The 25,574-nt window shown below is 53.1% G+C and carries 27 protein-coding genes and 2 tRNA genes; 24 read left to right on the top strand and 5 right to left on the bottom strand.

From position 1 onward, the window contains the following. Nucleotides 1-26 precede the first annotated feature (26 nt). The 6 genes from C812_RS12260 (at nucleotide 27) to C812_RS12235 (ending at nucleotide 4,407) form a co-directional block, all read left to right on the top strand. Nucleotides 27-1,376, top strand: a complete 1,350-nt coding sequence (locus tag C812_RS12260) for a hypothetical protein (protein WP_036625130.1) — start codon at nucleotides 27-29, stop codon at nucleotides 1,374-1,376. Between the two features lie 114 nt (nucleotides 1,377-1,490). Next, a tRNA-Pro gene (locus C812_RS12255) sits at nucleotides 1,491-1,564 on the top strand. Nucleotides 1,565-1,574: 10 nt separating this feature from the next. Beyond that, nucleotides 1,575-1,645 (top strand) — tRNA-Gly (locus C812_RS12250). An 838-nt stretch (nucleotides 1,646-2,483) separates the two neighbouring features. Next, the gene (locus C812_RS12245; RefSeq protein ID WP_016312969.1) at nucleotides 2,484-3,023 is read left to right on the top strand and encodes a DoxX family protein; all 540 of its coding nucleotides are present in this window, start codon (nucleotides 2,484-2,486) and stop codon (nucleotides 3,021-3,023) included. A gap of 191 nt (nucleotides 3,024-3,214) precedes the next feature. Further along, nucleotides 3,215-3,688, top strand: a complete 474-nt coding sequence (gene tnpA / locus C812_RS12240; protein WP_016311435.1) for an IS200/IS605 family transposase — start codon at nucleotides 3,215-3,217, stop codon at nucleotides 3,686-3,688. Between the two features lie 323 nt (nucleotides 3,689-4,011). Then, nucleotides 4,012-4,407 carry a WYL domain-containing protein gene (locus C812_RS12235; RefSeq protein ID WP_016312968.1) on the top strand — a complete coding sequence of 132 codons (396 nt, stop codon included), beginning with the start codon at nucleotides 4,012-4,014 and terminating at the stop codon, nucleotides 4,405-4,407. 25 nt (nucleotides 4,408-4,432) lie between these two features. Here the strand turns inward: C812_RS12235 and C812_RS12230 are convergent, their stop codons facing one another. Beyond that, nucleotides 4,433-4,636: a YwbE family protein gene (locus C812_RS12230; RefSeq protein WP_016312967.1), complete on the bottom strand. Its 204-nt coding sequence runs from the start codon at nucleotides 4,634-4,636 to the stop codon at nucleotides 4,433-4,435. Nucleotides 4,637-4,752: 116 nt separating this feature from the next. Between C812_RS12230 and C812_RS12225 the strand changes: the two genes are divergently transcribed. The 4 genes from C812_RS12225 (at nucleotide 4,753) to zapA (ending at nucleotide 10,273) form a co-directional block, all read left to right on the top strand. After that, nucleotides 4,753-5,091: a hypothetical protein gene (locus C812_RS12225; protein WP_016312966.1), complete on the top strand. Its 339-nt coding sequence runs from the start codon at nucleotides 4,753-4,755 to the stop codon at nucleotides 5,089-5,091. Nucleotides 5,092-5,103: 12 nt separating this feature from the next. Continuing rightward, nucleotides 5,104-6,138 (top strand): phenylalanine--tRNA ligase subunit alpha, encoded by a 1,035-nt coding sequence (gene pheS / locus C812_RS12220; protein WP_016312965.1) that lies wholly within the window; start codon nucleotides 5,104-5,106, stop codon nucleotides 6,136-6,138. 29 nt (nucleotides 6,139-6,167) lie between these two features. Next, nucleotides 6,168-8,609: a phenylalanine--tRNA ligase subunit beta gene (gene pheT, locus C812_RS12215; protein WP_016312964.1), complete on the top strand. Its 2,442-nt coding sequence runs from the start codon at nucleotides 6,168-6,170 to the stop codon at nucleotides 8,607-8,609. A gap of 116 nt (nucleotides 8,610-8,725) precedes the next feature. After that, nucleotides 8,726-10,273: a cell division protein ZapA gene (gene zapA / locus C812_RS12210; protein ID WP_016312963.1), complete on the top strand. Its 1,548-nt coding sequence runs from the start codon at nucleotides 8,726-8,728 to the stop codon at nucleotides 10,271-10,273. A gap of 82 nt (nucleotides 10,274-10,355) precedes the next feature. Here zapA and C812_RS12205 read toward each other — a convergent pair whose 3' ends face one another. Continuing rightward, nucleotides 10,356-10,733: a cupredoxin domain-containing protein gene (locus C812_RS12205; RefSeq protein ID WP_016312962.1), complete on the bottom strand. Its 378-nt coding sequence runs from the start codon at nucleotides 10,731-10,733 to the stop codon at nucleotides 10,356-10,358. A gap of 183 nt (nucleotides 10,734-10,916) precedes the next feature. After that, on the bottom strand, nucleotides 10,917-11,279 hold the full coding sequence (locus C812_RS12200) for a phage holin family protein (protein WP_016312961.1): 363 nt from the start codon (nucleotides 11,277-11,279) through the stop codon (nucleotides 10,917-10,919). Nucleotides 11,280-11,433: 154 nt separating this feature from the next. On the opposite strand from C812_RS12200, the gene C812_RS12195 reads away from it, so the two are divergent. The 4 genes from C812_RS12195 (at nucleotide 11,434) to C812_RS12180 (ending at nucleotide 16,329) form a co-directional block, all read left to right on the top strand. Then, nucleotides 11,434-13,800, top strand: a complete 2,367-nt coding sequence (locus C812_RS12195; protein WP_016312960.1) for an endonuclease MutS2 — start codon at nucleotides 11,434-11,436, stop codon at nucleotides 13,798-13,800. Nucleotides 13,801-13,837: 37 nt separating this feature from the next. After that, nucleotides 13,838-14,254 carry a DUF350 domain-containing protein gene (locus C812_RS12190; RefSeq protein WP_009226695.1) on the top strand — a complete coding sequence of 139 codons (417 nt, stop codon included), beginning with the start codon at nucleotides 13,838-13,840 and terminating at the stop codon, nucleotides 14,252-14,254. Between the two features lie 135 nt (nucleotides 14,255-14,389). After that, nucleotides 14,390-14,974 (top strand): hypothetical protein, encoded by a 585-nt coding sequence (locus C812_RS12185; protein WP_016312959.1) that lies wholly within the window; start codon nucleotides 14,390-14,392, stop codon nucleotides 14,972-14,974. A 149-nt stretch (nucleotides 14,975-15,123) separates the two neighbouring features. Beyond that, a complete protein-coding gene (locus tag C812_RS12180; RefSeq protein ID WP_016312958.1) occupies nucleotides 15,124-16,329 on the top strand; it encodes an MFS transporter in 1,206 nt (401 codons plus the stop codon). A gap of 5 nt (nucleotides 16,330-16,334) precedes the next feature. On the opposite strand, the gene C812_RS12175 is transcribed toward C812_RS12180, so the two are convergent. Continuing rightward, entirely contained in the window at nucleotides 16,335-17,570 is a 1,236-nt protein-coding gene (locus C812_RS12175; protein WP_016312957.1) for an NAD(P)/FAD-dependent oxidoreductase, read from the bottom strand. Nucleotides 17,571-17,774: 204 nt separating this feature from the next. Here C812_RS12175 and C812_RS12170 point away from each other — a divergent pair, with 204 nt between their 5' ends. From C812_RS12170 to C812_RS12130, 9 genes are all read left to right on the top strand, one after another. After that, the gene (locus C812_RS12170) at nucleotides 17,775-18,011 is read left to right on the top strand and encodes a hypothetical protein (protein WP_016312956.1); all 237 of its coding nucleotides are present in this window, start codon (nucleotides 17,775-17,777) and stop codon (nucleotides 18,009-18,011) included. A 26-nt stretch (nucleotides 18,012-18,037) separates the two neighbouring features. After that, nucleotides 18,038-18,424: a spore coat protein gene (locus C812_RS12165; RefSeq protein ID WP_016312955.1), complete on the top strand. Its 387-nt coding sequence runs from the start codon at nucleotides 18,038-18,040 to the stop codon at nucleotides 18,422-18,424. A 143-nt stretch (nucleotides 18,425-18,567) separates the two neighbouring features. Beyond that, on the top strand, nucleotides 18,568-19,068 hold the full coding sequence (locus tag C812_RS12160) for an Lrp/AsnC family transcriptional regulator (protein WP_009226690.1): 501 nt from the start codon (nucleotides 18,568-18,570) through the stop codon (nucleotides 19,066-19,068). A 13-nt stretch (nucleotides 19,069-19,081) separates the two neighbouring features. Beyond that, nucleotides 19,082-20,290: an aminotransferase class I/II-fold pyridoxal phosphate-dependent enzyme gene (locus tag C812_RS12155; protein WP_016312954.1), complete on the top strand. Its 1,209-nt coding sequence runs from the start codon at nucleotides 19,082-19,084 to the stop codon at nucleotides 20,288-20,290. 207 nt (nucleotides 20,291-20,497) lie between these two features. Then, nucleotides 20,498-20,716 (top strand): aspartyl-phosphate phosphatase Spo0E family protein, encoded by a 219-nt coding sequence (locus C812_RS12150; protein WP_051134975.1) that lies wholly within the window; start codon nucleotides 20,498-20,500, stop codon nucleotides 20,714-20,716. A 136-nt stretch (nucleotides 20,717-20,852) separates the two neighbouring features. Then, a complete protein-coding gene (locus C812_RS12145) occupies nucleotides 20,853-21,419 on the top strand; it encodes a cob(I)yrinic acid a,c-diamide adenosyltransferase (protein ID WP_016312952.1) in 567 nt (188 codons plus the stop codon). Further along, nucleotides 21,416-22,402: an RluA family pseudouridine synthase gene (locus C812_RS12140; protein ID WP_016312951.1), complete on the top strand. Its 987-nt coding sequence runs from the start codon at nucleotides 21,416-21,418 to the stop codon at nucleotides 22,400-22,402. The genes C812_RS12145 and C812_RS12140 overlap by 4 nt, the downstream gene beginning before the upstream one ends. A 5-nt stretch (nucleotides 22,403-22,407) precedes the next feature. Beyond that, on the top strand, nucleotides 22,408-22,776 hold the full coding sequence (locus C812_RS12135) for an arsenate reductase family protein (RefSeq protein WP_016312950.1): 369 nt from the start codon (nucleotides 22,408-22,410) through the stop codon (nucleotides 22,774-22,776). A 72-nt stretch (nucleotides 22,777-22,848) separates the two neighbouring features. Then, nucleotides 22,849-23,688 (top strand): 5'-3' exonuclease, encoded by an 840-nt coding sequence (locus C812_RS12130; protein ID WP_051134974.1) that lies wholly within the window; start codon nucleotides 22,849-22,851, stop codon nucleotides 23,686-23,688. A gap of 20 nt (nucleotides 23,689-23,708) precedes the next feature. Here C812_RS12130 and C812_RS12125 read toward each other — a convergent pair whose 3' ends face one another. Then, complete coding sequence (locus C812_RS12125) at nucleotides 23,709-24,011, bottom strand: DUF3055 domain-containing protein (RefSeq protein ID WP_016312948.1); 303 nt, start codon at nucleotides 24,009-24,011, stop codon at nucleotides 23,709-23,711. A 244-nt stretch (nucleotides 24,012-24,255) separates the two neighbouring features. Here C812_RS12125 and C812_RS12120 point away from each other — a divergent pair, with 244 nt between their 5' ends. Continuing rightward, on the top strand, nucleotides 24,256-25,266 hold the full coding sequence (locus tag C812_RS12120) for an HRDC domain-containing protein (protein ID WP_016312947.1): 1,011 nt from the start codon (nucleotides 24,256-24,258) through the stop codon (nucleotides 25,264-25,266). The last annotated feature ends 308 nt before the right edge of the window (nucleotides 25,267-25,574 follow it).

The following is a 25,574-nucleotide window of genomic DNA, read 5'->3' as shown; positions in this document are numbered from 1 at the left end:
TCATATATTAGGGGGTTTCGATGCGTATGAAAAAAAAGTCAGCAATTGACGACAATGAGAGTACATCCACGGAACCTGGGATTGCTTTGAAGTTAGAGCATCATGTTGAACTTGCTCTGCCATCGGTTAGAGCTGGATTTACAGATGATGGACGTCTTGCTCTACAAGTCGGTTCTGATTATTTGATAGGTGACATGTATCTTGCGAACGTATTGAAAACGATCATTGCAAATGAGAGTTTCGTATATATGTATTTGAATGAGGATGTGTCACATCTTTGCGATTTGTTGATAGAGTCAGAGTTAAACTTATTATCTGGGCGGCTTAAGGAACACTTCGCGCTAACGATGAATTATCCGGCAGACCCTTTTCAGCCAGAAGGGATCGCCAGATTATTAGGGCTTGATGCTGAATCCATAGGCAATGAGGCCAATCGAAAGCTTTTGCTAGAGAATCTGGATCATTTATTGGTGAGACGATTCGGTAAAATCTCCGACACAGGCAAGTATAGAGAGCCCACTGGCTTGAACAGAGCGATAGAGCTTTATCGTGAAGGAACTGCCAACCCTGCACTTAAGATTAAGTTGAACAAGAGTGAGGGTGAGCTTATATTCCTTGACTCTCATTTTAAAGCAGAAGTTGCTTCTCCATACGGAATTTCAGCGGCAGGTACATCAGAGACGGTAACAGCCATGGACAAAACGATCACGACATTCGAACGCATCATTCCTCGGTTGGGAATATACTATGCTCTATCCCAAGCTCAGATCGCTTTGTTCCGCTTAGGATGGGGATTCAAGGACATCCAAGCAAGTGATACTGTGATCAAAAGCTGGATTAGCGAGGTAACCGCTCGTTTGATCCCTGCAAGTCGAATGCCTAGTGAAACGACGATATTATATTTTATTAGAGCGACTTTACCGGATGGTTCCGAGGTGAACGGGATGTGGCCGAATACATTGTCAGCCGAATTATTCTACAACCTCGAAACTGGACGTGTAGAACATTATGTTTCAGAGCATGAGCATGAATTGGAACTGAAAGATGGCTACCGATTTACTCTCGCCAACACGGCCGATGGTGGTATAGCTGTCAGAACCGTTCCAGCCGATACGCAGGATACCCATCCTACACTTCAGTTCTATAACGATAGAGAACATTTGGATAAAGGTTTGATATTGTCAGCAGAAGACCAGTCAGTCTCTCTAATGGGCAAAGTTAATCCTGGAGCCGGTCATTTTAAAACATCACATTTAAGAGCCCCTAAGGGCAAGGAATTTAAGTTCGTCTTGCGGGGATCCAATCATTTTGATGTTTATATTGTGGAAGAAGGTCAGGGCGGAGTATATATGAATAACGATAACTCCGTTTCATGAATGCGGAGGATCGCAAGCCACCTGCCGGCACAGAAGCTGCTGGCAGGTTTCGCTTGCGCTCGCAGGCGAAACGTGATATATTAATTTCTGCCTTCTCAAAAGGCCTAAAACTAACGGGACGTAGCTCAGCTTGGTAGAGCACCTGGTTTGGGACCAGGGGGTCGCATGTTCGAATCGTGTCGTCCCGATTGTAAGATTGCGGGTGTAGTTCAATGGTAGAACTCCAGCCTTCCAAGCTGGTAGCGTGGGTTCGATTCCCATCACCCGCTTATTTTTTCTCTGAAACCCTTGTGACGCAAGGGTTTTTCTTTTGCGTAAATTTCGACAAACGATAGACGACTTTAGGTTCATGGGGCAAATTTCAGGATTCAGATTTTCGAGCGGATTAATGAGCGCTCGATTGACCGTTTCTGTCTCGTGTGTATAGCGGTCAGTCGTATCAGAGCGCGACTTCAGCGCTCAAATGTGCGGCCAGGCACTCGGCTCAAAGCCGGGACGCCGGCCTTTTTTTGTTGCTCCCCGGCAGACAGCGGTTCTAATCTGGCGGAAAAAAGAAAAGACCACCAGAGCACCGTCTAAAGTGGTCATATCAGATGACTGCTGAAATAGTTATCTTCTCTTTTTGTGTTTTTTAAGGCTGGATACATGACACATTACGTCTTTGACGGAATACTCATAAATGTGTTGTGGAATGGGGACACAGTGATGCTTTCTAATGATTTCAATTGGGTGAATAACTTGAACCAATTGAGGGTGATAGTAGTTTTCGTAAATCGACACTGGGGGATCAACAACGGTTTGTGTTGGGCATGTCGGGTAAAAATACATTAGACTCATCTCCCTATAGATTAATTCAAAATATTGTATGCAAAGAGCAAAACAGTGACTGTTTATTTGTCCATGTTTAAAAACTTCTCCTGCACAACGAAGCCCACTTCGGTAAGGATTTTATTGTTGTGCTGGAATGTAACTTAAAATTAATTTTCTCAAATTCTGATATTTGTGATTTAAATCACATATATAGTGAAAAAAATCACATATAATAAAAACATCAAAGATGATCATCCCAAAAACAAAAACTAAAGATAAATCAAAGGAGTGGTTCTTATGTTTAACAATTTCCTCAGAACAAACAAAGTGGCAATGTGGCTCTTGACCGTCATCCGCGTCTACCTTGGCTACCAATGGATCGAAGCTGGCTATCACAAAATCACCGGCGGTTTCGATGCCGCAGGCTTCCTGACCGGAGCGATCGCGAACAGCACCGGCGACCATCCAGCCGTACAAGGCTGGTGGGCAGCCTTCCTGGAACACGTGGCCCTGCCAAATGTCGGACTCTTTAACTTCCTGGTGCCTTACGGTGAGTTCCTGGTTGGTCTGGGGCTGATCCTCGGTACCTTCACCACCTTCGCCGCACTGATGGGCTTCGTGATGAACGCCGCGTTCCTCTTCTCGGGTACGGTAAGCACCAACGCACAAATGTTAATCCTTGAAGTCCTGGTTCTTGTGGCAGCCGCAAACGCTGGTAAAATCGGTCTCGACTACTACGTAATGCCTTACCTCCGCAAGCTGTTCCACAAAAATAGCGATGCCGGAACGCAAGCCCCAACACCTAAGCAACCGCTGAACATGAAACGTACGGCGTAACTTACAGCCATCAAGCAGAAGAGCTCTCATTGAGAGCTCTTCTTTATTATGGCTTTAGCCAGTTGAGCTCGCGAAGCGTGCGAAACAAAAAACCACCCGCTATGCGGGTGGAGGAACGAAGGTTTGACCAACTAGACCATTCCCATAAAATTGAGATGTTCAGGCTCAATAAAAGAAAGGAATGGTCTTAGATGGCAAACAAGAGCTATAGTTTAGCTCACACGAAGTGGATGTGCAAATACCATATCGTGTTCACCCCGAAGTATAGACGGAAAGAGATCTATAATCAAGTGAGGAGAGATTTGATCGAAATATTTAAGCGTCTGTGCAAATACAAGGGAGTGGAGATCATAGAAGGCCACATGATGCCGGATCATGTACACATGCTGGTAGCGATACCACCCAAAATCTCAGTATCCTCATTTATGGGGTATCTGAAGGGAAAGAGCTCACTAATGATATTCGAAAAGCATGCCACCCTAAAGTATAAATATGGAAATCGGAAATTTTGGGCGGAGGGATACTACGTAAGCACAGTGGGCTTGAATGAGGCCACTGTCGCAAAGTATATCCGCGAGCAGGAAGCACATGACCAGGCAATCGATAAACTGAGCGTCAAAGAGTATGAAGATCCATTTAGCAGAAACGGTAGCAAGAAAAAGTAAACCAGTTTAACTGGTAAGTGAAAGTGACAAAAACACTGAGCCTGAACAATTTTATTGTCAGGCTAGCGTCTTTAGGCGCAGTTTGGCAACAAGGGGTTATACCCCAAGAGCAAACCACCCGTTGGACGGGTGGTTATGATTAATATGACATTGCGGTGTCTTATTTGTAGGGTATACTTGTCTTCAGGAACTGTTGTCTGAAGACGAGCAGAAGGAAATTTTGTTTGGGCTGCAAAGCCTGGAAGCGACAAATGCCCTGCAAACGAGCCAAATTTTAGCGAAGCTGAGCACTCTTTTTCACAAAGAAGAGGTTCACTGGATTGATGTCGATTTCTCTGGCTGGAACAGCGGGGAAGCAGAGCGCTAGCAAATTTGGAAAGCTGAAAACGGCTATACTGGAGCAAAGGGTCGTAAAATTCGTTTACTATAGCTCGTATGGGCAAAGAACCGAGCGTCAAGTCGAGCCGATGAAGCTGCAGTTTAAGAATCGCTCTTGGTATTTGCAGTGTTTTTGCCTGAAGAGTCGGGAGTTGCGCATATTTAAAATCAGCCGGATCGAAGAGCTGGAAGTTACGGGGACCCGGTTCGATCGTCGGAAGCTGGAGATCGTGCCTCTGGATGCCCAAATGCCAGACGAGCGGCTCAACTATGTGGAGCTGGCGCTTTTATTTCGTCCGCTTATGGTGTATCGGGTGTTCGATGACTGCGGCATCCGGTAAGGCGGATCTAAGTCTTTGAAATCAGTTATGCGTTGTCAGGGTGAATCACTTTCACTCGGCCTACCTGTCCGTCCTGCAACCGCACCTTAATGCCGTGCGGATGGGTTGCGGAATTCGTCAGAATGTCCTTGACTACGCCGCGCGTCAGTTTGCCGGTGGGCTGATCTTTTTTTAAGACGATATCCACGGTGAGGCCAGGTCTGATGTTCTTGCGTTCGTTGCCGTTCATTGGGCGAGTCACTCCTTGACGTGTTTGCATGGCGTTTGGTATAACCTCTTTAAGATACCATAATTCACCGCTGACTTGCCAACGGATGTCCGTTTAGCATATAATAGCAGGTAATTATGACAAGAAATGCGTGGATGGAGAAGAGTAAGCAGGAACCGACCAACAGGGAAGGGACGCCGGAGATTGAGAGCGTCGCTAGGGAATCGGAACTGCCGAAGTTCACTCCGGAGCAGTTCCTTGAACTGCCGCTGCTGTCATATCTAGCGTCGCAAGGCGATGGATTGCAGTCCGGCACATTAGGGGATACCGGTTACGAGCCGTTATTTCGTTGGAGTGAGAGCAATGTGCACCTCCCAAGCCAAGTGGCTGGCAGGTTTATGCCGTGCTCTAACAAGGGTGGTACCACGGTCTTTTCGTCCCTTACGGGAGAGAAGGCCTTTTTATTTTGCCTTTAGGAGGAGCTATTCATGAAAGAACGTCTTGAAGCACTAAAAGCGGAGGCGCTCAAAGAGCTGGCAGAAACCGTTGATGCCGGGCATTTGAACGACCTTCGGGTCAAATATTTGGGCAAAAAGGGCGCATTAACTGAGATTTTGCGCGGGATGGGTTCCTTAAGCACTGAGGAGCGTCCGGTGATCGGTCAGATCGGCAACGAGGTCAGAGCCGCGATCGAAGCGGTGATCGAAGAGAAGCAAGCGATGTTCCAACGCCAAGAAACTGAAGCACGGCTGGCTGCGGAGAAAGTGGACGTTACGCTGCCAGGTCGCCCGCTGAAGCAAGGAAGCGTTCATCCGCTGAACCAGGTGATTCAGGAAATCGAAGAGATTTTCATCGGCATGGGGTACCGGATTGCGGAAGGACCTGAAGTGGAAACGGACTACCACAATTTCGAAGCGCTGAATCTGCCGAAGGACCATCCGGCCCGCGATATGCAGGATTCCTTCTATCTGACGGAAGATCTGCTTATGCGGACGCAAACGTCGCCGGTGCAGGTACGGACGATGGAAGCGATGCAGGGGGAAGTACCGGTTAAAATTATTTGCCCGGGACGCGTGTTCCGCCGGGATGACGACGATGCCACCCACTCGTTCCAGTTCCATCAAATTGAAGGGCTGGTTGTGGGCAAGCGCATCCGGATGAGCGATCTGAAAGGCACTCTGCTGGAATTCACCCGCAAAATGTTTGGGCCCAACACGCAAATTCGTCTGCGCCCCAGCTTCTTCCCATTCACGGAGCCAAGCGTTGAGGTTGACGTAACGTGCATGAAGTGCGGCGGCCATGGTTGCCGGGTGTGCAAACAGTCCGGCTGGCTGGAAATTTTGGGCAGCGGCATGGTGCATCCGCGCGTGCTGGAGATGAGTGGATACGATCCTGAGGAGTATAGCGGCTTCGCTTTTGGAATGGGCGTAGAACGGATTGCGATGCTGAAGTACGGCGTTGACGACATCCGCTACTTCTTCAACAACGATCTGCGTTTCCTGCAGCAGTTCGCCAGAGTTTAATTTCACGTAAAGAGGGAAGGGAACTAACAATGAAAGTATCAACCGAATGGTTGTCTGACTATATTTCGCTGGATGGGGTTAACGTTGAAGAGTTAGCGGAGCAAATCACCCGGTCCGGGATCGAGATCGATTCGATTGAAAACCGCAATCAAGGCGTTTCGAACGTGGTGGTTGGCTTTGTCAAAAGCAAAGAGAAGCATCCTGACGCAGACAAGCTGAACATTTGTGTCGTGGACGCGGGGCAGGGAGAAGAACTGCAAATCGTATGCGGCGCGAAAAACGTGGCAGCGGGCCAGAAGGTACCAGTTGCGCTCGTCGGCGCCAAGCTGCCGGGCGGGCTGGAGATCAAAAAAGCCAAGCTGCGCGGCGTCTTGTCGCAAGGGATGATCTGTTCGGCCAAGGAGCTGGGTCTGAATGACAAGCTGCTGCCAAAAGAACAGCAGGAAGGCATTCTCGTGTTGCCGGAGGACGTGGAGATCGGCACGCCGATTACTGAACTGCTGGGGCTGGACGATCAAGTGCTGGACTTCGACCTTACGCCTAACCGGTCAGATTGCTTGAGCATGATCGGGGCTGCTTATGAAGTAGGCGCGATTTTGAGCCGCGAAGTGAAGCTGCCGCAGCCTGAGCTTGCTTCCACTGGGGTACTGGCGAAGGAGCGGATTCAAGTCAAGATCGATGCGCCTGACCTGTGCAGCCGGTACGCGGTACGCTACATCGCCGACGTCAAGGTTGGCCCATCCCCGCTGTGGATGCAAAACCGGCTGATGGCGGCGGGAATTCGCCCGATCAGCAACATCGTCGACATCACGAACTACGTTATGCTGGAATACGGCCAGCCGCTGCATGCGTTTGATGCTGACAAGATCGCCGGCGGTACGCTGGGCGTGCGTCAAGCCAAGGCTGGCGAGAAGCTGGTGACGCTGGATGGCCAAGAGCGTGAACTGGAAGCCGGTGCACTATTGATCGTGGACGGTGAAGATCGTCCGGTGGCTCTGGCAGGCGTGATGGGCGGACTCGATACGGAAGTCACCGATCAAACGGTGAACATTGTCCTGGAGTCGGCGAAATTTGCCGGCAGCAGTGTCCGCCGCACGTCCCGGACGCTGGGGCTTCGTTCGGAAGCTTCGCAACGGTTCGAGAAAGAGGTGGATCCGGCCTCCGTTATCCCGGCACTGAATCGCGCAGCAGCGCTGATGGCTGCCTATGCCGGCGGCCAAGTAGCGGAAGGGATCGTGGAGATCGTTCATCAAGAGCCGGAAGAGAAGGTCGTCAGCCTGTCGCTTCAGAAGCTGAACGATTACTTGGGCACAAACATTTCCTCGCTGGAGGCGAAAGCCATTCTGGGACGGCTCCGCTTCGAATGTGCCGGCTCTGAGGAAGTCATCGAAGTTCGCGTGCCGACGCGCCGCGGTGACATTACGCGCGACGTCGATTTGATCGAAGAGGTAGCGCGGCTGTACGGTTATGACAACATCGAGGCAACGATGATCGAAGGGGTAACGACAGTAGGCGGTTATACGAAACCGCAGGCGTTGCGCCGCACGATCCGCCAATTGCTCACCCATGGCGGATGGCAGGAAGTGATGGGCTATTCCTTCATCCGTGAAGGAGCAAGCGCGAAGTTCCCGCAGCTGGCCGAAGGCGATCGGGAGATTCGTCTGGCGATGCCGATGAGCGAGGACCGCAGCGTGCTGCGCGGCAGTCTGCTGCCAGGGATGATCGACATCGCTGTATACAACCGCAATCGCAAGCAAGACAATTTGGCATTGTTTGAAATCGGCAGCGTCTTCCGTACCAACGAGGAGAAGCTGACCAAGCAGCCAAACGAGCTGCCGGTGCTGTCCTTGTTGCTGACGGGTGACCGCGCGGAGAAACGCTGGAATGCTCCGGCGGAGAAGGTGGATTTTTTCGACCTCAAAGGAGCGCTGGAGAGCCTGTTCGAATACCTGGGAGTTGCCGATAAGATGACATATGAAGCGGATGGGCCGCGGGGCTTCCATCCTGGACGTTCGGCCTCGATCTTCTTGAACGGTACAGTCGGCAAAGAACGGATCGGTACGCTGGGTCAGCTTCATCCGGAGCTGCAGCGGGAGCTGGATCTGGATGATACGTATGTCGCTGAGCTGCTGCTTGAACCGTTGTACCGCAACGCTGGCGAAGCTTACGTGTACCAAGAACTGCCGCGTTATCCGGCGATGCAGCGCGATATCGCTGTTGTCGTAAACTCCGATGTGGAAGCGGGCGCGCTGATCGACGTAATCCGCGAAAAGGCGGGCGAGCTGCTGGAATCGGTGGAGGTATTCGACGTATTCACGGGCGCCAAGCTGGGTGAAGGCAAGAAGAGCGTCGCTTTATCGCTGGTATATCGCCATATGGAACGGACTCTGACGGACGAGGAAGTTGCTGCGGTCCACGACCAGGTGGTCGAAGGGTTGTCGCAAACTTTTGCTGCGGAGCTTAGAAAATAGCAGGAATTGGACGAAGTCACATCGAATCACTTTGTAGAACGACCGATTCGATGTGACTTTCGTGCAATTATCCGCATCTAAGAGACGACATACAGGACCGAAGGAGGCACATAACGTTGAGTAACCAAGGCCGAATTAGCGTAAACGTAGAAATTTACGGGACTTCTTATAAAATTGTTGGAAGCAGCGCGGAATATATGAAGCAGGTAGCGCGCCGCGTGGATGAACATATGCGCAGCATCGCCCAGGCCTATCCCCATCTGGACACGCCGCGGTTGGCCGTGCTGGCAGCCGTGCGCATGGCAGAGGAAGCGATCCGGGTAGATCAACTGCAGAATGAACTGCAGAACGCCAAGCAGGAGAAAACAGTCCTGCTGCAGGAGAACTCGGTGCTGCAGGATTTGCATGCCAAACAGGAGAGCATGTATAAGGCGCTGCAAGAGGAACAGCAGCAGCTGAAGAATGAGAAGCGTCAGCTAGCCGGACAAGCGGAGAAGCTGGAGGCCTCCCTCCTGGGGCAGGAGGAGGAGGCGCGCAAGCTTCGCAGCCGGGTACAGGAGCTGGAGCGTCAGCTTAGCGAACAGCGCGGCAGCAACTCGCAGCTGCAATCCAAGCTTCGCCAAGCCGAACAGCAGACGGCGCGGGAGAAAGAGGAAGCCGCGAAGCTGCAGAAGCAGGTGAGCGAGCTGCAGCGGCGGGAGCAAGAAGCCAAAGCGGCCGAGCAACGGGCGCAGCAGCATAGCGGGAAGCTGCAGGAGCAGACGAAGCAGCTCCAGAGCACGCTTCAAGCCGCGCAGGCAGAGGCCAAGCAGCTGCAACAGCAACTGCAGGAACGCAAGCAGCGGGAGGACAAGCTGCGAGCCGAAGTATCAGCGGCGCAGCAAAGCGAGAAGTCGTGGCAGAAGCTGGCTGAGAAGCGCAGCGAGGAAATCAGTCGCCTAGAGATCAGCTTGCTCGAGGCTTCGGACAAGAGTGAACAGCTGAGCGAGCAGTTGGCCGCCGAAGTGAGCCGGTTGGAGCAAGCAAATAACGAGCTGCAAGCCGAGCGGGACAAGGCGTCGGCCCTGGCAGCCGAGCTGGATTCTCTTCGCTCCCGGTTGGAGCAGGCTGCCGAGGAGCGGGAGCAGGCACTTCTGGCGGCGCAGGCGGCCGGAGAAGAGAAGCGGCAGCTGGAGCAAGAGCGGGACGAGTTGGCTCGGCGGTTGCAGGAGCTTGAGGACAGCCGCAAGTTGGCAGCAGAGTTGGCAGCCGAGCTGGCGAGCTACCGCGAGGCTGCGGAGCAGCGGGAGCAGGAGTGGCGCAAGCAATGGGCTTCGGCAGAACGCGAGCTGAGCTCTTGGCGTGAGAAGGAAGCTGAGCTGCAGCGGCAACTGGAGGAATGGCAGCAGGAAAGCGCAGCTGGCAGCGAACGGGTCATCACCATGGCCAACGACTTCGAGGCCTTGGAGGAAGAGAAGCGCAAGCTGGCGGAGCAGCTGCAGGAGGTTACGGACAGTTACGAGGTTATTTCCCATCAGTTCCGGCTGTTGCAGCTGGAGCGGGAGAAGGAGCAGGAGCGGCAGGCTGCGCGGGATGAAGAGTACCAGCGGCTGAAAGATGACTACGCCAAGCTTCAATCGGAATTTAACGAATGGATTGAATTGCTGGAGCAGGATCAAGGTTAGTGGCGAGAGGATCGCTTTGATGCAACAAGAGCAAGAGCCCGCGGCGGTGCGCTGCGGGCTCTTGCTGCATGGGATGACACGTTTATTCAACGATAATTTTGGAGATCATGGCGCTGTGGCCGGATCCGCACATAACCGAGCACGCCATTTCGAACTCGCCGGCTTCCGTTGGCACGATCACCGCGGAGTCGTTCTTGCGGTCCAATTGCAGTTTCAGACCGGGCACAAGAATGCCGTGATTACCAGAGGCGTTTTTGAAGACGATTTTGACTGGAACATCTTTCTTCAAATGGTACTCGGCTTGATCGAATTGATAGTTGCTGGCTTCGATCACCAGCTCGGCTTCCGGTTGGATATTACTCCCGGCGTTGCCGTTGGTTTCAGCCGCTTTGCTGCCGCTGCAAGCGGTAACAAGCAACAAGAGAACAGATGTTGCGACGATGGCTATGCTTTTCTTCACAATAATCCCTCGCGATACAGTAGATTTGTGACAATTTTAAGAATATCATACCGTATTTTGCAGAGGGTGGATGGCTAAAGGTTTGAAGAATTGTTGAACTTCTTTACCCATAAGTCAAGAGGCCGTTCCTTCCGCAGTGAACGGATCACTTGCGGAGGAAGGCCTCTTAGCCCTGACACGCCATTAACGATCGTTTTTGTCTTTGGCAGCGTCAAAGGGAGTTGCGACAGGGATGAACAGGTCGATAATCCCGATGACCAATGCTGCAAGTAATGCACCGATCACAGAGACGGAAACGCCGGAAATGATGAACTGGGCAAGCCAGATCACGAGCGCGCTCGTAAGAAAACCGACGATTCCTCGCCCGAACGGGGTAACCTTCGTTCCAAAAATGCCTTCAATGGCCCAGCCCAACAGGGCGATGACCAAGGCGAGCAGCAAGGCGCTGCCGAATCCCCCGATGCTGAATTGCGGTACCAGCCACCCCACAACCAGCAGAACTAGGGCGGAGACGATGAATCGCACGACGTGTCCCAGAAAATGCATGTTACATAGCCTCCTTTTGAGAGTAAGTACGTTTGGCTATACGCATTTATCATGTTCCGTAAATCGCATTCTTATGTGTGTAAGGGGGCAAATGGCGAAAAATGAACGGTTTCGTTATAATGGGATCATAGCCCGAGGGGAGTTGTGAACGTACTTGGACGAGAAAATTTTGAAAACCATGGAATATCAAAAAATTATAGATCAGCTGTCCTCTTTTTCCCAAACGGCACTTGGAAAAAGAACAGCCGAAGCGCTGCGGCCCGTCACCGATCTGGAGGACGTCAAGCGGTTGCTTCAAGCCACCGACGAAGCGTTTAAGGTGGACCGGCTTAAGGGGGCGCCCGGATTCGGCGGAATCGTGGACATCACCCCGGCGGTCAAGCGGGCTCGGATCGGCGGAACGTTGAACCCGCATGAGCTGCTGGGCATTGCAACGACGCTGGAAGGCTCGCGCCGGATTAAGCGGTATATTGCCACGATGCACGAAGATCACGAAGTTCCGCTGTTGTATCACTTAAGCGATACCTTAAGCGATCAGAAGCCGCTGGAGGATGCGATTAAACGCTGCATCGACGAAAGTGCAGAGGTGCTCGACACGGCTAGTCCGGAGCTGGCCAGCATCCGACGCGAACTGCGGAGCGGGGAGGTACGGATTCGGGAGAAGCTGGATGCGATGATCCGCTCTGCTTCAGTATCGAAGATGCTGCAGGATCAACTGATCACGATCCGCGGCGACCGCTTCGTCATCCCGGTTAAAGCGGAATACCGCGCGCATTTTGGCGGGATCGTCCACGATCAATCGGGATCCGGAGCTACGCTGTTCATTGAGCCGGAATCGATTGTGGCCATGAACAACAAGCTGCGCGAGACACGGCTGCGGGAGGAACGGGAAATCGAGGTCATTCTGCAGAAGCTGACCGCCCTGGTTGGAGAGCAAGCCGAGTTGCTGCTGTACGATGGAGATGTACTGGGGCAAATGGATTTCATCTTCGCTAAGGCCCGGTTGGCTCGGGAGTTAAAAGGGACGCTGCCTCGCATGAACGACCGCGGGTTCATCAAGCTGAAGAAGGGGCGCCATCCGCTTATTCCGGCTGACCAGGTCGTGCCGATTGATGTGGAGCTGGGGAACCAGTACACGACGATCATTGTTACGGGGCCGAACACCGGGGGGAAAACCGTCACGCTGAAGACGATTGGTCTGCTCAGCTTGATGGCGATGTCCGGGTTGTTCGTCCCGGCGGAAGACGGCAGTCAGCTTTGCGTATTTGATGCTATTTACGCCGATATCGGCGATGAACAGAGCATCGAGCAGAGCTTAAGTACCTTCTCCAGCCATATGACGAACATTATCTCGATTTTGCGCCAAATGACGCCGAAGAGTTTGGTCTTGCTCGATGAGTTGGGTGCGGGAACTGACCCGGCGGAAGGCTCGGCGCTGGCCATCGCGATTTTGGAGCATATTCATTCGTTGGGCTGCCGGATGGTGGCGACGACCCACTTCAGCGAGTTGAAAGCCTACGCTTATGAACGCAAAGGCGTCATTAACGCCAGCATGGAGTTCGACGTCGCGACGTTAAGCCCGACTTACCGTCTGTTGGTTGGTGTTCCAGGCCGAAGCAACGCGTTTGCCATCGCTGAACGGCTGGGGCTGCCGGAGCGAATTCTGGAGTATGCCCGCGGTGAAGTGACTGAAGAGGACATGCGCGTGGAGAACATGATCGCTTCGCTGGAGCAGAACCGCTTGGGGGCCGAGCAGGAGCGGGAAACGGCCGAGCAGCTGCGGCGCGAGATGGAAGAGCTGCGCAGACGCCATGCCGCCGAGCTGGAGAAGCTGGAGCAGCAGCGGGATAAGCGCCTGGAGAAGGCGGAGGAAGAAGCGGCCGCGATCATTGCCAAGGCAAGACAGGAGGCCGAGCGGATTATCAGCGACCTGCGCCGCCTCGCGATGGAAGAAGGCGCGGCCGTGAAGGAGCATAAGCTGATTGCAGCCCGCAAGCAGCTGGATGAAGCCGAGCCGCAGCGCCGCAAGAAGAGTGCAGCGACCCGCAAGGCAGCCAAACCGCCGCGGCAGATCGAACCGGGCGACGAAGTGATGGTTTACAGCTTGAACCAGAAGGGGCATGTCGTTGAGCTCTCCGGCAACAAGGAAGCAATCGTGCAGCTCGGCATCATGAAAATGAAGGTGAGCTTGGACGACATGGAGCTGATCGCGGCGCCTCCGGCCAGCAAGCCGGTTCAACGGACGGCCGCGAATGTCAAGCGGACGCGCGATGAGAACGTCCGCACCGAGCTGGATTTGCGTGGAGCGAATTTGGAAGAGGCCTTAATCGAGGTTGACCGATTTATCGACGAAGCCTATTTAAGCAATTTAGGCCAGATCTATATTATTCACGGGAAGGGGACCGGGATTTTGCGGTCCGGGATCTCAGAATATCTTCGCAAGCATAAGCATATCAAGAGCTTCCGCCTGGGGAATTACGGGGAAGGCGGAACTGGCGTGACGGTTGCTGAGCTGAAGTAAGAACGAATCGCCTCAAGGTATAAGGGGAGAGGTCGCTATGAAGGAAAGCATTGATCCGATCTTGGAGCAACCGCTGGGGCTGATGATCGGGTATTTTTCCGTGGCGGTGTTAGAATTGATTGTGTTTCTTTCTTGCTTCGAACTGTTTGCAAGATATCGCTGCTGGCAGGAGATCAAGCGCGGCAACATGGCCGCGTCTCTGGCGACCGGCGGCAAAATCTTCGGACTGGCGAACATTATCCGTTATGCGGCGGCACATCCCTCGATTTACGACTTCATGATATGGTCGTCGGTTGGAGCCTTGCTGCTGTTCGCCGCTTATTTGCTGTTTGAATTTTTAACGCCGGTGTTTCGCATCGACGACGAGATTGCAGCGGGGAACACCAGCGTTGGTTTTATCGCAATGGCCGTATCGGTGTCGGTGTCTTTTTTGATCGGCGCTTGTATCGGTTAGGGATCTCAGTTGAAGGAGTAGAACGACGTGAAAAACCTGGTCAGGGTGCTATTTATCGCCTCTATTCTGTTTTTGGCCGCGGGCATTATTTATTTGTGGAATGCTTAATTTGGTAACGAAAGGACGTAGTAGGGAATGGATACAACGATTTGCCCATGGTGCCAAACGGAGATCGTTTGGGATGAAGAGTTAGGGCCGGAGGAGGTATGTCCTCACTGCCAAAATGAACTAAAGGGCTACCGAACGATCAATATTACGCTGGGCTCGGAGGAAGAGTTTGAAGACGAGGAGAACGACCATCCCTTCCATGATCGGAAGCATTCCCATGATGAGGATGATGAGGATGCGGATGATGATCTTTACTGGGATGAGGATGAAGGCGACTCGCATCTCGGAGGCGTCCGCCGGGTCGAGGCGTTTACGGCATCGGGCGGCGATTTGCTGAAGTACGAGACTGGTGTGGAGAAGCTGCTTGACGCGCAAGACGAAGTACCGGAATGTCCGCATTGCCGGGAATATATGGTGTATGCCGGGAAACAGAAGCTGGTTCCGGATAACAGCGGATTTGTACCTGCCAATGGAGACCATCCGCTTCTGTCGGGGGATGCCGAGCTGAACGTGTATGTCTGCACCGCGTGCTTCCATGTCAGCCGGTTCTTGGGCGAAGACGCCCGGATCGCCATGATTCGGACGATTGCTGGTGAAGAAGACAATAAGTAAAAAATTTGGAAGCACTTAGCCTTGTCCTTGATGGACGGGGCTTTTTCGCGTTTGGGAGATTGCTGGCAAGCTTGCGGTTGTCTCATGCTTCGGTCATTTTTGGGTATCTTACAGGGGGAACTCGAAGTTTGGCCGGGAGGAGCGTATCTATGAAAAAACAGCTGAACAGCCAATCCATCCTGCTGCTGGCGGTGAACGGTCTGTTCGTGCTTGCCGGCGCCTTGTCGGGCACGTTCCTGAACGTCTATATCTGGAAAGTTAAAGCGGATTTTAACCTGATTGCCTGGTTTACATTCAGCCAGCAGCTGGCCTTGGGACTTGTCTTTTGGATCGCCGGGAAATGGGTGAAGGAACGCGATAAAATGATCTTTTTACGGCTCGGCATTATCGTCTCGGGCATCTTCTATTTGCTGGTGCTGTGGACGGGCAAACATACGGTGGACTACATATGGCCGCTTGGGCTGTTGTTTGGAACCGGTTCGGGGTTGTTCTGGCTCGCCTTCAACGTCGTGTATTTCGAGGTGACGGATGTTGAGACGCGAGACCGATTTAACGGCTGGGTTGGGATCCTCGGTTCAGTGATCGGGATTTTTGGCCCGTGGATCTCCGGCTGGATCATCTCCATGAAACAAGGGGAGGCCGGATACCAGCTGATTTTTACCATCTCGTTAATTGTTTATGGGGTGGGGATCTTACTCAGCTTCTGGCTGAAAAAAAGAAAAACGGGAGGTCCTTATCACTGGCTGGCTCCCGTACACATGCTGAAGAAGGGAAGTCCGTGGCGCCAGGCGGCGCCCGCTTCGGCTGCGCATGGACTGCGTGAAGGCGTCTTTTCGTTCCTGATCAATCTGCTGATCTTCATCAGCACATCGGCGGAGTGGCGGATCGGACAGTTTTCGCTGATCACGTCCCTTGTCTCCCTCGTCAGCTTCTGGGCGGTGGGGAAATGGCTGAAAATCCCAGCACGCTACTACGGGATGCTGGTTGGAGCTTTGCTGATCACGGCGGTGATCCTTCCGTTGCTCTGGAAGGTCAATTACGTCACCCTGATGGTGATGGGGGTGGGGACGTCCTTGTTTTTGCCGCTTTACTTGATACCTGTCATCTCTTCGGTTTTCGACTTGATTGGCAACAGTCCGGAAAGCGTGGAGCAGCGGGTGGAGCTGATTGTCCTTCGCGAGCTTAGCATTACCGTAGGGCGATTGGGCGGAACGCTGTTGTTCATCGCGGTCTATTCCATCATTCCGCGCATGCCCACGATCACCTGGCTGATGTTCGCCTTGGGGGGGGCTCCGGTGCTGAGCTGGCTGGCCCTGCGCCGGCTGTTGAAGCGAGGGGCGGCCAAAGCCGCCTGATGGCTCTATTTCGGTGGTGTGGGCACGGGCTTGGTAGTTCGCGTGAGCGAAAAAATGGCCATGTCCTCCCGACGCGTACCGGTCAGCTGATCCACGATCATCTCCGCCCCGATCATGCTGCACACAGTCCCGTTTCCGCCATACCCCTCCAGAAAATAAAACCCGGGAAAGTTAGGATGCGGTCCAATAAAGGGGAGGCCGTCCCGGGATTCTCCAAACACGGCTCCCCAAGCATAGCTGACGGACAGGTGATCCTGATCCGGAAACCGTTTGTGAATTTCTTCCAGCAGCCGCTCGCTTTGTCGGATCTCTCGGCCCGCAGGCAGTTCTCCGCTGGAAAGCACCTCGTCCAGCCCGCCGGCGATAATCCGTCCATCCGGCGTTGTTCTCATATATAGATAAGGCCTTGCTGTCTCCCAGATGAGGCTTTTTTCGTACCAGCTGTTCAAGGAGGCAACCGGCTCGGTGACGATGACGTAGGAGGCTCGGAAATGAGCACCGCTCTCCTTCTTGAACTGCTGTGCTTCGTAACCGGTGGCCCAGATCACATGCTGGGCGGTTACTGTCCCGCCGCCGCAGCGACAGCGAATCCGTCCGCCTTCGTCGCGCTGGCTGCCATGCATCGGGCTATGCTCAAAGATGCGTACGCCTTGTCGCGCCGCCTCCCGCAATATACCGTGCACGAAGGTGTACGGGTTCATCTCCGCATCGCCCTTCGTGTAGATCGCCCCGGGGGCTTGGAAAGGAAAGCGGTCTGCGATATCGCCAGCGGACCACCAGACCGCAGGGAACCCCAAACGCGAAAGTCGTCCGCATTCCTCCTGCAGCGCGTCCACGTCTTGTTCGGAGCTGGCCAAGTATATCGTGCTGCGCTCCGTAAATCGTGCCGAACCGTCCAGTTTAGAGGCGATTTGCTTTAACTGTTCCAACGCATTGCGGCTAAGGCGATAGAAATGAACGGCAGGTTTCTCGCCGAAGGTATGGATCATCGAGGTGAGGGGTTTATCGCTGGCATATTGCAGCAGCCCGGTGCTGGCCAGTGTGCTTCCGCCGGCGATCCGATCCCGTTCCACCAATACCGTATCGACTCCCCGCTCCGCCAGCAGGTAGGCGCATAGCGCTCCGCCCACGCCGCCGCCCACAACCAAGACTTCGCACTGAAGTTCCTGACTTAACGCAGGATAGGTGGAGGCATCCGGCAATGTTGAAGGCCAATAAAGCTTGCCGGTATGTAGTTTCATGAAGACCAGTTCATCCTTTCGAACATGGGAATTATAGGATTAGGGGATTCCATCATTATATCCAACTGCGGAGAACTAAAAACGGCGAAAACCTGTACGGCGAACATATCGTTCCTGGAGCGGGGCATACTACCGTAAGAAGGATCAAAAGAATAAGAAGGGATCAGCAGGATTTGAAGGATCATCCATCAGGAGGGAATGTTGATGTATTACTCACAAATGCAGCCATTGTCGTTGAAGGAACTGGATTATATCGCCGACTCCATTTCCAACGAGGAGATGCTCACGAAGTTTTGCGCCGCGGCGGCCGCCGTCTCGCAAAACTTTGAAATCGAACAGGCGATGCTGGAGCACATCCGTGCCCATGAGCATCATCTGCATCTGTTAACGGATGCGTTGCGCCAACATCAAATGGCGGCACCTTCTTCAGCCCCGAATTAATTTTGCTTTCAAGGAGGAATATCCCGATGAATCATACGGACATCCAGGGTCTCTTACCCCAGAACGATTTGTTAAAATCGATTTTAGCTGATTTGCGCCGCACTGTGCGAGAATATACGACCGCAACGACGGAGTCGTCCTGCCCAGCTGTTCGGCAGATGTTTACGGAGTTGACCAACAGCACCTTGCGATTGCAGGGAACACTGTATGAGCTGATGAAGCACCAAGGCATCTACTCCGCGCCGGCACCGGCACCGCGTCAATTGTTGGACAAGAAGCTGCAAGATGCGGAGAAAACCAAGCAGGAGCTGCGACAGTTCACAGAACAGCGGACTTCTCGGTGGACACCTCATGCCCATCAGGCGAACGTGGAAGCGCATCAACCGAATGTACTTCCGCCGTATTCGATCTAAAAGCCTAACCGTCCAATCCAAAACCTTACTTGGAGTGGACGGTTTTTCTATGCAGACGCCCAAAATTCATGTAATATAAGTATTAAATTTGTTCTGCAGACCGCTCAATTGAAGGGCTGCGGGGCATCGCTGGAGGATGAGGGATGAAACAACTAAGCGAATTGAAGCTCAAACTGCTGGACCTCCTCAAAGAGGACGCCCGCCGGGATGCAAACTTACTGGCGACGCTCGTCGGCTCAACGGCGGAGGAAGTGGCGCAAGCGATCCGTGAATTGGAAGAAGACCACGTCATCGTCAAATACGCAACCGTGGTAAATTCCAGTGCACTGGAAGACGAGAAGGTGACGGCGTTAATCGAAGTGCAAATTACACCTGAACGGGGACGCGGCTTCGATACCATCGCGGAGCGGGTATACCTGTTTCCCCAAGTCAAATCGGTATTTTTGATGTCCGGCGCATATGACCTGCTGGTGGAAGTTGAAGGCCGCAACTTGAAGGAAGTGGCGAGCTTTGTCTCTGACAAATTGTCCACCTTGGAGTCGGTGTTGTCGACGAAGACCCATTTTATTCTGAAAAAATACAAGCAAGACGGCATCATCTTCGAAGATCCCGAAGAAGACCGCCGTTTGTTGATATCTCCGTAAAGGAAGTAATGTTATGAGTATTCAATCACAGCGTGCTGAGCAATCGAGTAAAACGATGACATCGTATTTGGCTCCGCGGGTCCGCGAGATTCAACCCTCCGGTATTCGCCGCTTCTTCGATCTGGCCAGCGGGAGCAAGGATATTATCACGTTAGGCGTAGGCGAACCGGATTTTATCACCCCATGGCATGTCCGGGAAGCTTGTGTTTACTCTCTGGAGCGCGGGTATACGAGCTACACGTCCAATGCGGGAACGCCTGAGCTTCGGGAAGCGATCGCTGAGTATTTGTACACGGGTTATCAGGTGAAATACGACCCGAAAGACGAAATCCTCGTGACGGTGGGCGGCAGCGAGGCGATCGATTTGGCGCTGCGGGCCCTGGTGGAACCGGGTGATGAGATTCTTATTCCGGTGCCTTGCTATATCTCCTACTCGCCGATTACGATGATCGGGGGAGGGGTGCCGGTCGAAATTGAGACTTATGCCAAGCACGATTTTAAGCTCCAGGCTGAAGACTTGAAGGCGAAGATCACACCTAAATCCAAAGTTCTGATCTTAAATTATCCGAGCAATCCGACGGGCGGCATCATGACGTACGAAGATTGGCTGCCGATTGCAAAAATCGTTGAGGAGAACGATCTTATCGTTATTTCCGACGAGATTTATGCGGAGCTCACCTATGGGCAGAAGCACGTGAGCTTTGCTTCAATCCCGGGCATGAAGGACCGGACGATTCTGGTGAACGGGTTTTCTAAAGCATTTGCGATGACCGGCTGGCGGATGGGTTATGCATGCGGACACCCGGACTTGATCTATGCCATGCTGAAAATTCACCAATATACGGTGATGTGCGCTCCGGTGATGGGGCAAGTGGCTGCACTTGAAGCGCTGAAGAACGGGCTGGAGGAGAAAGACCAGATGGTCGAATCCTACAATCAGCGCCGCCGCCTGATCGTTCAGGGGTTGCGCGACATCGGGCTGGAATGTCACGAGCCGCAAGGGGCGTTCTATGCGTTCCCTAGCATCGCGTCCACTGGAATTAGCTCCGAGGAATTTGCTCAACGCCTTCTGCTCGAGGCGAAGGTGGCGGCAGTTCCGGGCAATGTTTTTGGCGCAGGCGGGGAAGGGTTCTTGCGTTGCTCCTATGCGACAGGAGTAAATCAACTCAACGAAGCGTTAAATCGAATGGAGCAGTTCGTCCGTAAATTGAAGCAAGGCTGATTTTACGAATCCCATCAGGCCCCTGCCTGAGAAGTTGGAGTTAATGGGGTTAATTAACAATTCTTTCATTTTCTAATTGCTTTAATTTTAATGGACATGGTATAATTCGATTTTGGAAGAAGGTTTTAATTTCTCAGGGAGGGATTTCTTTTGCGCGGTGAGTACAACATGCCTTACAATAATGCTTTATGTGCTGATGGCCGCGTCATGAGCCCGTGGATGGATCAAGAGGAACGGCCGCATTCACCGCAAGCCGTAACGCTGGAGGATGAAATTCACTTGCTTCGCAGCAAGATGGAACGGCTATTTCTGCAAGAAAAATCCTTTACTTCGGACATCGTGATTGAAATCAGCAGCTTATTGGACCTGAAAATTAATGAATTTATGAAAACAATGAGAACGACTCCGAAATCTATTCGACGTTAACGAACTTTGAACTTTTGAAGTGTGAAGGAGATCCGCTTTGCGGGTCTCCTTTTTGCGGTTCCAGCAGTTGCATGACCAGCCGAGCTGGGATTTATGGTAAGATGATACGAGAGTATGTCACGGGGAGGAAATGCAAATGTCGATCTATACGCGTTCCGGCGACCAAGGGCAAACCACGGTCATCGGCGGCAGAGTAACAAAAGATGATGCCCAGGTTGAAGCCTACGGTTCGATCGATGAACTGAACAGTTTTGTGGGACAAGCGGTCAGTTTATCGGATGAGGTGACGTTTAGCGATCTTCGTAAGCAACTGCTTGAGATTCAGCAGGAGCTGTTTGATTGCGGTTCCGATCTTGCTTACGTCAAGCTGTCGGAGAGCCGCTACAAGGTGACGCCAAAGCTCGCACAGCGGCTTGAAACCTGGATTGATCGTTATGAAGCGGACAATCCGCCGCTGGAGAAATTTATTTTGCCTGGGGGAACCCCGTTGGCTTCGGCCCTGCATGTCTGCCGGACCGTATGCCGGCGCGCCGAACGCCGCGTCGTTACGTTGAGCCAGGTTAAAGAGATTAATGCCGAAGTGCTGATCTATCTGAACCGATTGTCGGATTATTTCTTCGCAGCGGCTCGTATGGTAAATCATCGCCAGCAGGTGGCAGATATTGAATACGTGCGAAGCGGGAAGGTGTTTGGCAAGAAGTGAGTTCTGAATATTATGATCCGATTGAATATCAAGTATCGGCAACGGAGGACGGCTGGACGGTCAAAAGCGTGCTCCAGCGCCGAATGGGCATCTCCCGCAAGCTGCTGTCGCGGATTAAGCTGACCGAGCGCGGGGTGATGCTGAACGGGGAGCGGGTCTATATCAGCGTCCCGGTGAAGGCCGGAGATACGGTGAGCGTCTCGCTGGAGAAGGAAACCTCCACCGATATTCTGCCAGAGCCAATCCCGTTTGAGATCGTCTACGAGGATGAAGCGCTGCTGATTGTGAATAAGGCGGCGGGATTGATCGTGCATCCGACGCACGGTCACTACACAGGGACGCTGGCTAACGGCGTTGTGTATTATTGGCAGGAGAAGGGGGAGAAGTTCCGCTTCCGTCCTGTGCACCGGCTGGACCAGGAGACGAGCGGCCTCATCGCCATCGCTAAAAATGCCTACGTGCACCAGCATATTTCCGAGCAGCTGATTGCCGGTGAGGTGACCAAGAAGTATACGGCGCTGGTGCATGGTTGCCCGGCGGTGCCGGAAGGAACGATCACCGGTCCGATCGACCGTGACCCTGCCGAACCCCACCGCCGGATCATCACCCCGTCGGGCTATCCCGCGCTGACCGATTATAAGGTCACGGAAGCCTATGGCGACGGGGCTCGGGTTGAGCTGCGTCTCGGTACAGGACGAACGCATCAGATCCGCGTGCACATGACGTCGATCGGCCACCCGCTGATCGGCGACAAGTTCTACGGTATGCCGGGACTGGAACAGTTGCCGGCACCTGCGCGCGAACGAATCGCCCGCCTGGATGCGGCGATCGGGCGGCAGGCGCTTCATGCCTCTGAGCTGGGCTTCCGTCATCCGCTTACCGGCGAAGCACTGACTTTTAGATCAGAGCTTCCGGAGGACATGAGGAATCTGGAGGAGTTGCTGCGTGGGGCGAGTTTTCGTGAAAGTGGTAAGGAGGAATAAAGCACATGAGCAAATTGAAGGTTTATCATTATCCGCAATGCGGGACATGCCGCAATGCAATTAAATCGTTGCAGGCCAAAGGGCATGAACTGGAGCTGCATCATATCAAGGAAACGCCGCCGAGTGCTGCTGAACTAGATAAGCTGGTGGAACTCAGCGGGCTGGAATTGAAGAAGTTTTTTAATACGAGCGGTGAGGTTTATAAATCAATGGGCTTAAAGGATAAGCTGGCACAGATGTCCCGGGAGGAGCAGCTTCAGTTGCTGTCCTCGAACGGCATGCTGATCAAGCGCCCGATCGTGACGGATGGGAAGACGGTAACTGTCGGTTACAAGGAAGAAGCCTACGAACAGGCTTGGGGTAAGTCAATTTAACGAGAAGGGTGGCTTGAGTGAATCGTGGATTTAGTGCAAAGGAGTGAAAAAACCATTCTGCTGGTGGACGGAATGGCGTTAATGTTCCGCGCCTATTACGCTTCAGCGGCAACCGGGTATATCCGGCGGACGAAAGCGGGTGTTCCGACCAATGCGGTGTACGGGTTTATGCGTTATTTTTGGGACGCGGTGCAGAAGTTTGGTCCGACGCATATCGCCTGCTGTTGGGATTTAGGGAGCACGACGTTCCGGACGGAGCAGTTTGCCGAGTACAAAGGCAATCGTGCGGACGCGCCGGAGGATCTGATCCCGCAATTCTCCATGATCCGCGAGGTGATGGACAGCTTAGGGATCCCGAACATCAGCTCACCGGGGTATGAGGCGGACGATTGCATCGGAACATTGGCAGCGCGCTTTGGGCAAGAGATGGACGTGCTGGTGCTGACGGGGGATCACGATATGCTGCAACTGGTGAGCGAGCGGACCAGCGTGATCATTATGAAAAAAGGCCACGGCAACTACATGGTGTATACGCCGGAGGCCTTGATGGAAGAGAAGCAACTAAGACCCGAACAGATCGTAGACCTGAAGGGCTTGATGGGGGATACGAGCGACAACTATCCGGGCGTGCGCGGCATTGGCGAGAAAACGGCCCTGAAGCTCGTGCAAGAGCACGGCTCCGTGGAGGGGATCCTGGCCAATCTGGACCAGTTGTCCAAATCAGTCCGTGCCAAAATTGAAGCGGACCTCGACATGCTGCATCTCTCGCGGCAGCTGGCCAAGATCCGCTGTGACATTGAGCTGGAATGCGATGTGGAAACCTGTCGGTTCGAGCTGAACCCGGCGCAGGTGGTCGCCAAGTTTGAAGAGCTGGAGATGGCCAGCATCAGTGCCATGTTGGGTGTCGTTTGACAGTCCGCTAGCGGACCCTATTAATCCGTGAAGTATGGTTCACCTAATACCTGATAGAGAAAGGTACGCAGTTCAGTGCCTTCCTCCTCGCTCAGGTTATAAATATGTTCGAGGTACCCTTCCTCCTCCAGGTCGTCGGTGCCAAGAATGGCCGTGCGCCCATTGTGCAGGTCGGTGACCAGCTTCTTCCCATAGAAACGATTGGTTGTGGTGACCGCCAGGTCATAGCGCTTCAGCGATCCGCCGATGAACGTGACGAACCGGGTCGAAGTATTTTCGGTGCTGTCGGACAGGAAATCAAGCTCTTGATGCGGGTCGCTCATTCTGTAATGCCTCCCTTTTTCGGAATGTCTCTAGTTATTATACTGGAAAACGGAAGACAATGGGAAAATGAATCTGATCCATTGACAGCTTAGTTTGTTATGGTATTATTAGGGATAACAGGTTACGTTTGGAGGAAGCACCTCTTTTGCGAATTTCGCAGAAGAGGTGCTTTTTTGTGTTGCGCACGAAATGATGAAATGCCTCCTTCGTAGCTGAAAAATATATTATAGGAGGGACAGGTTGATGCGGATTGTTTTTTTGAACAGTCTGGAGAAGAAGGACGGCGGGGCTATGATTCAAGGGGCCCAGGTGTGGATTGGAGAAGAGGACGGGATTTGGCGGATGGGCTGGAATGAGGTGACCGCGGATGAGGAGCAGGAGGACCTTTGGTACGAAGGGGCTTCATGGTCGGAGATGCTTCATGTTTACCGCCATCGATTGGCCGCCAAGCTCGGCGAAGGGTTTCGCCCCATCATGGAAGGCATCTGGGACGAGAAGGAAACGTTAACCGGACGGGGGATGGCGGCGCAGAAGCTGTTTTGCTATAGCGAGTTAAACAGCAATGAACCGGTATACAATGAGTTAACGGCTTGGCGTCGGAGAAAGGCTTCGTCTGAGCGCAAGGCGCCTTATTTAATCGCCAGCAATCGGTTACTGCGTATGATCAGCGTATTCCTGCCGCAGACGGTGGAGGAACTGTTGCAACTGCCAGGCGTTGGGGAGAACAAGGCTGGCGAATACGGTGCTGAGCTGTTGGAAATCACCCGGGCGGCCGAGCGGAAGCGCGGGTTTCCGTTGGATTGGGTTGACCAAGAAATCGATGACGAGGTGTTCCGTTCCTGGTTGTATAAGCAGAAGGAAGTAAAATATCGGGCGGAAATGGAGAAATTTAACGTCCGTCGCGCAGCGCTTGAAGCCTTGGCTGCAGGGGAGAAGGTCGAAGATATTTGCACCCGGGCGGGCATTGAGCGGCGTGATGCGGTGGAACTGCTGGAGAGCTTGGAGAAGGAGGGCTACAACACCGATGACTTGGTGAGCGCCGAACTGGAGGCCATGCCCGAAGAAGAACAACAGGCCGTATGGCAAGCTTACGAAGAGCTGGGGGACACGCTTCTGAAGCCGGTGCTGCAAAAGGTGTACGGTCCCGAAGCCAGTGAAGGCGGCAATGGCAACCTGGATACGTTGTACGAGCGACTGCGCCTGATCCGCATCAGGTACCGCCGTCGGCGCGAGAGCGCCCGGCATGCGGGGTGATGAAGTTTGGCCAAGGTTGGGCTGTAAGGTAAGTGTGGGGAGTTCCGTAAGGGGCAAGGGGTGAACGGAGTTGTTCGAACCGCCGCCACCGGCCGGATGAACTGCAAAAGTGCAGTTCATCCGGTCGAAAATGCCGCAAAAATGCATTTTAACTGTAAAAGTGCATTTCATTTCGGAAGATTTTGCGGAAAGCAGCCCATTTATCGAAAAAAGACTGTACTTTCCCTAAGGCCCCCTAAATAAACTGGAGTCCTCCCCTACAAGGATTTACAATGGAAATAAGGGAGAGGATTCAGTTATGGGAAAAG

The sequence above is a fragment of the Paenibacillus barengoltzii G22 genome (assembly GCF_000403375.2).
Taxonomy (GTDB): Bacteria; Bacillota; Bacilli; order Paenibacillales; family Paenibacillaceae; genus Fontibacillus; species Fontibacillus barengoltzii.
Note: the sequence above shows the minus strand (reverse complement) of the source record. Positions and strands in the feature narration are given on the sequence as shown.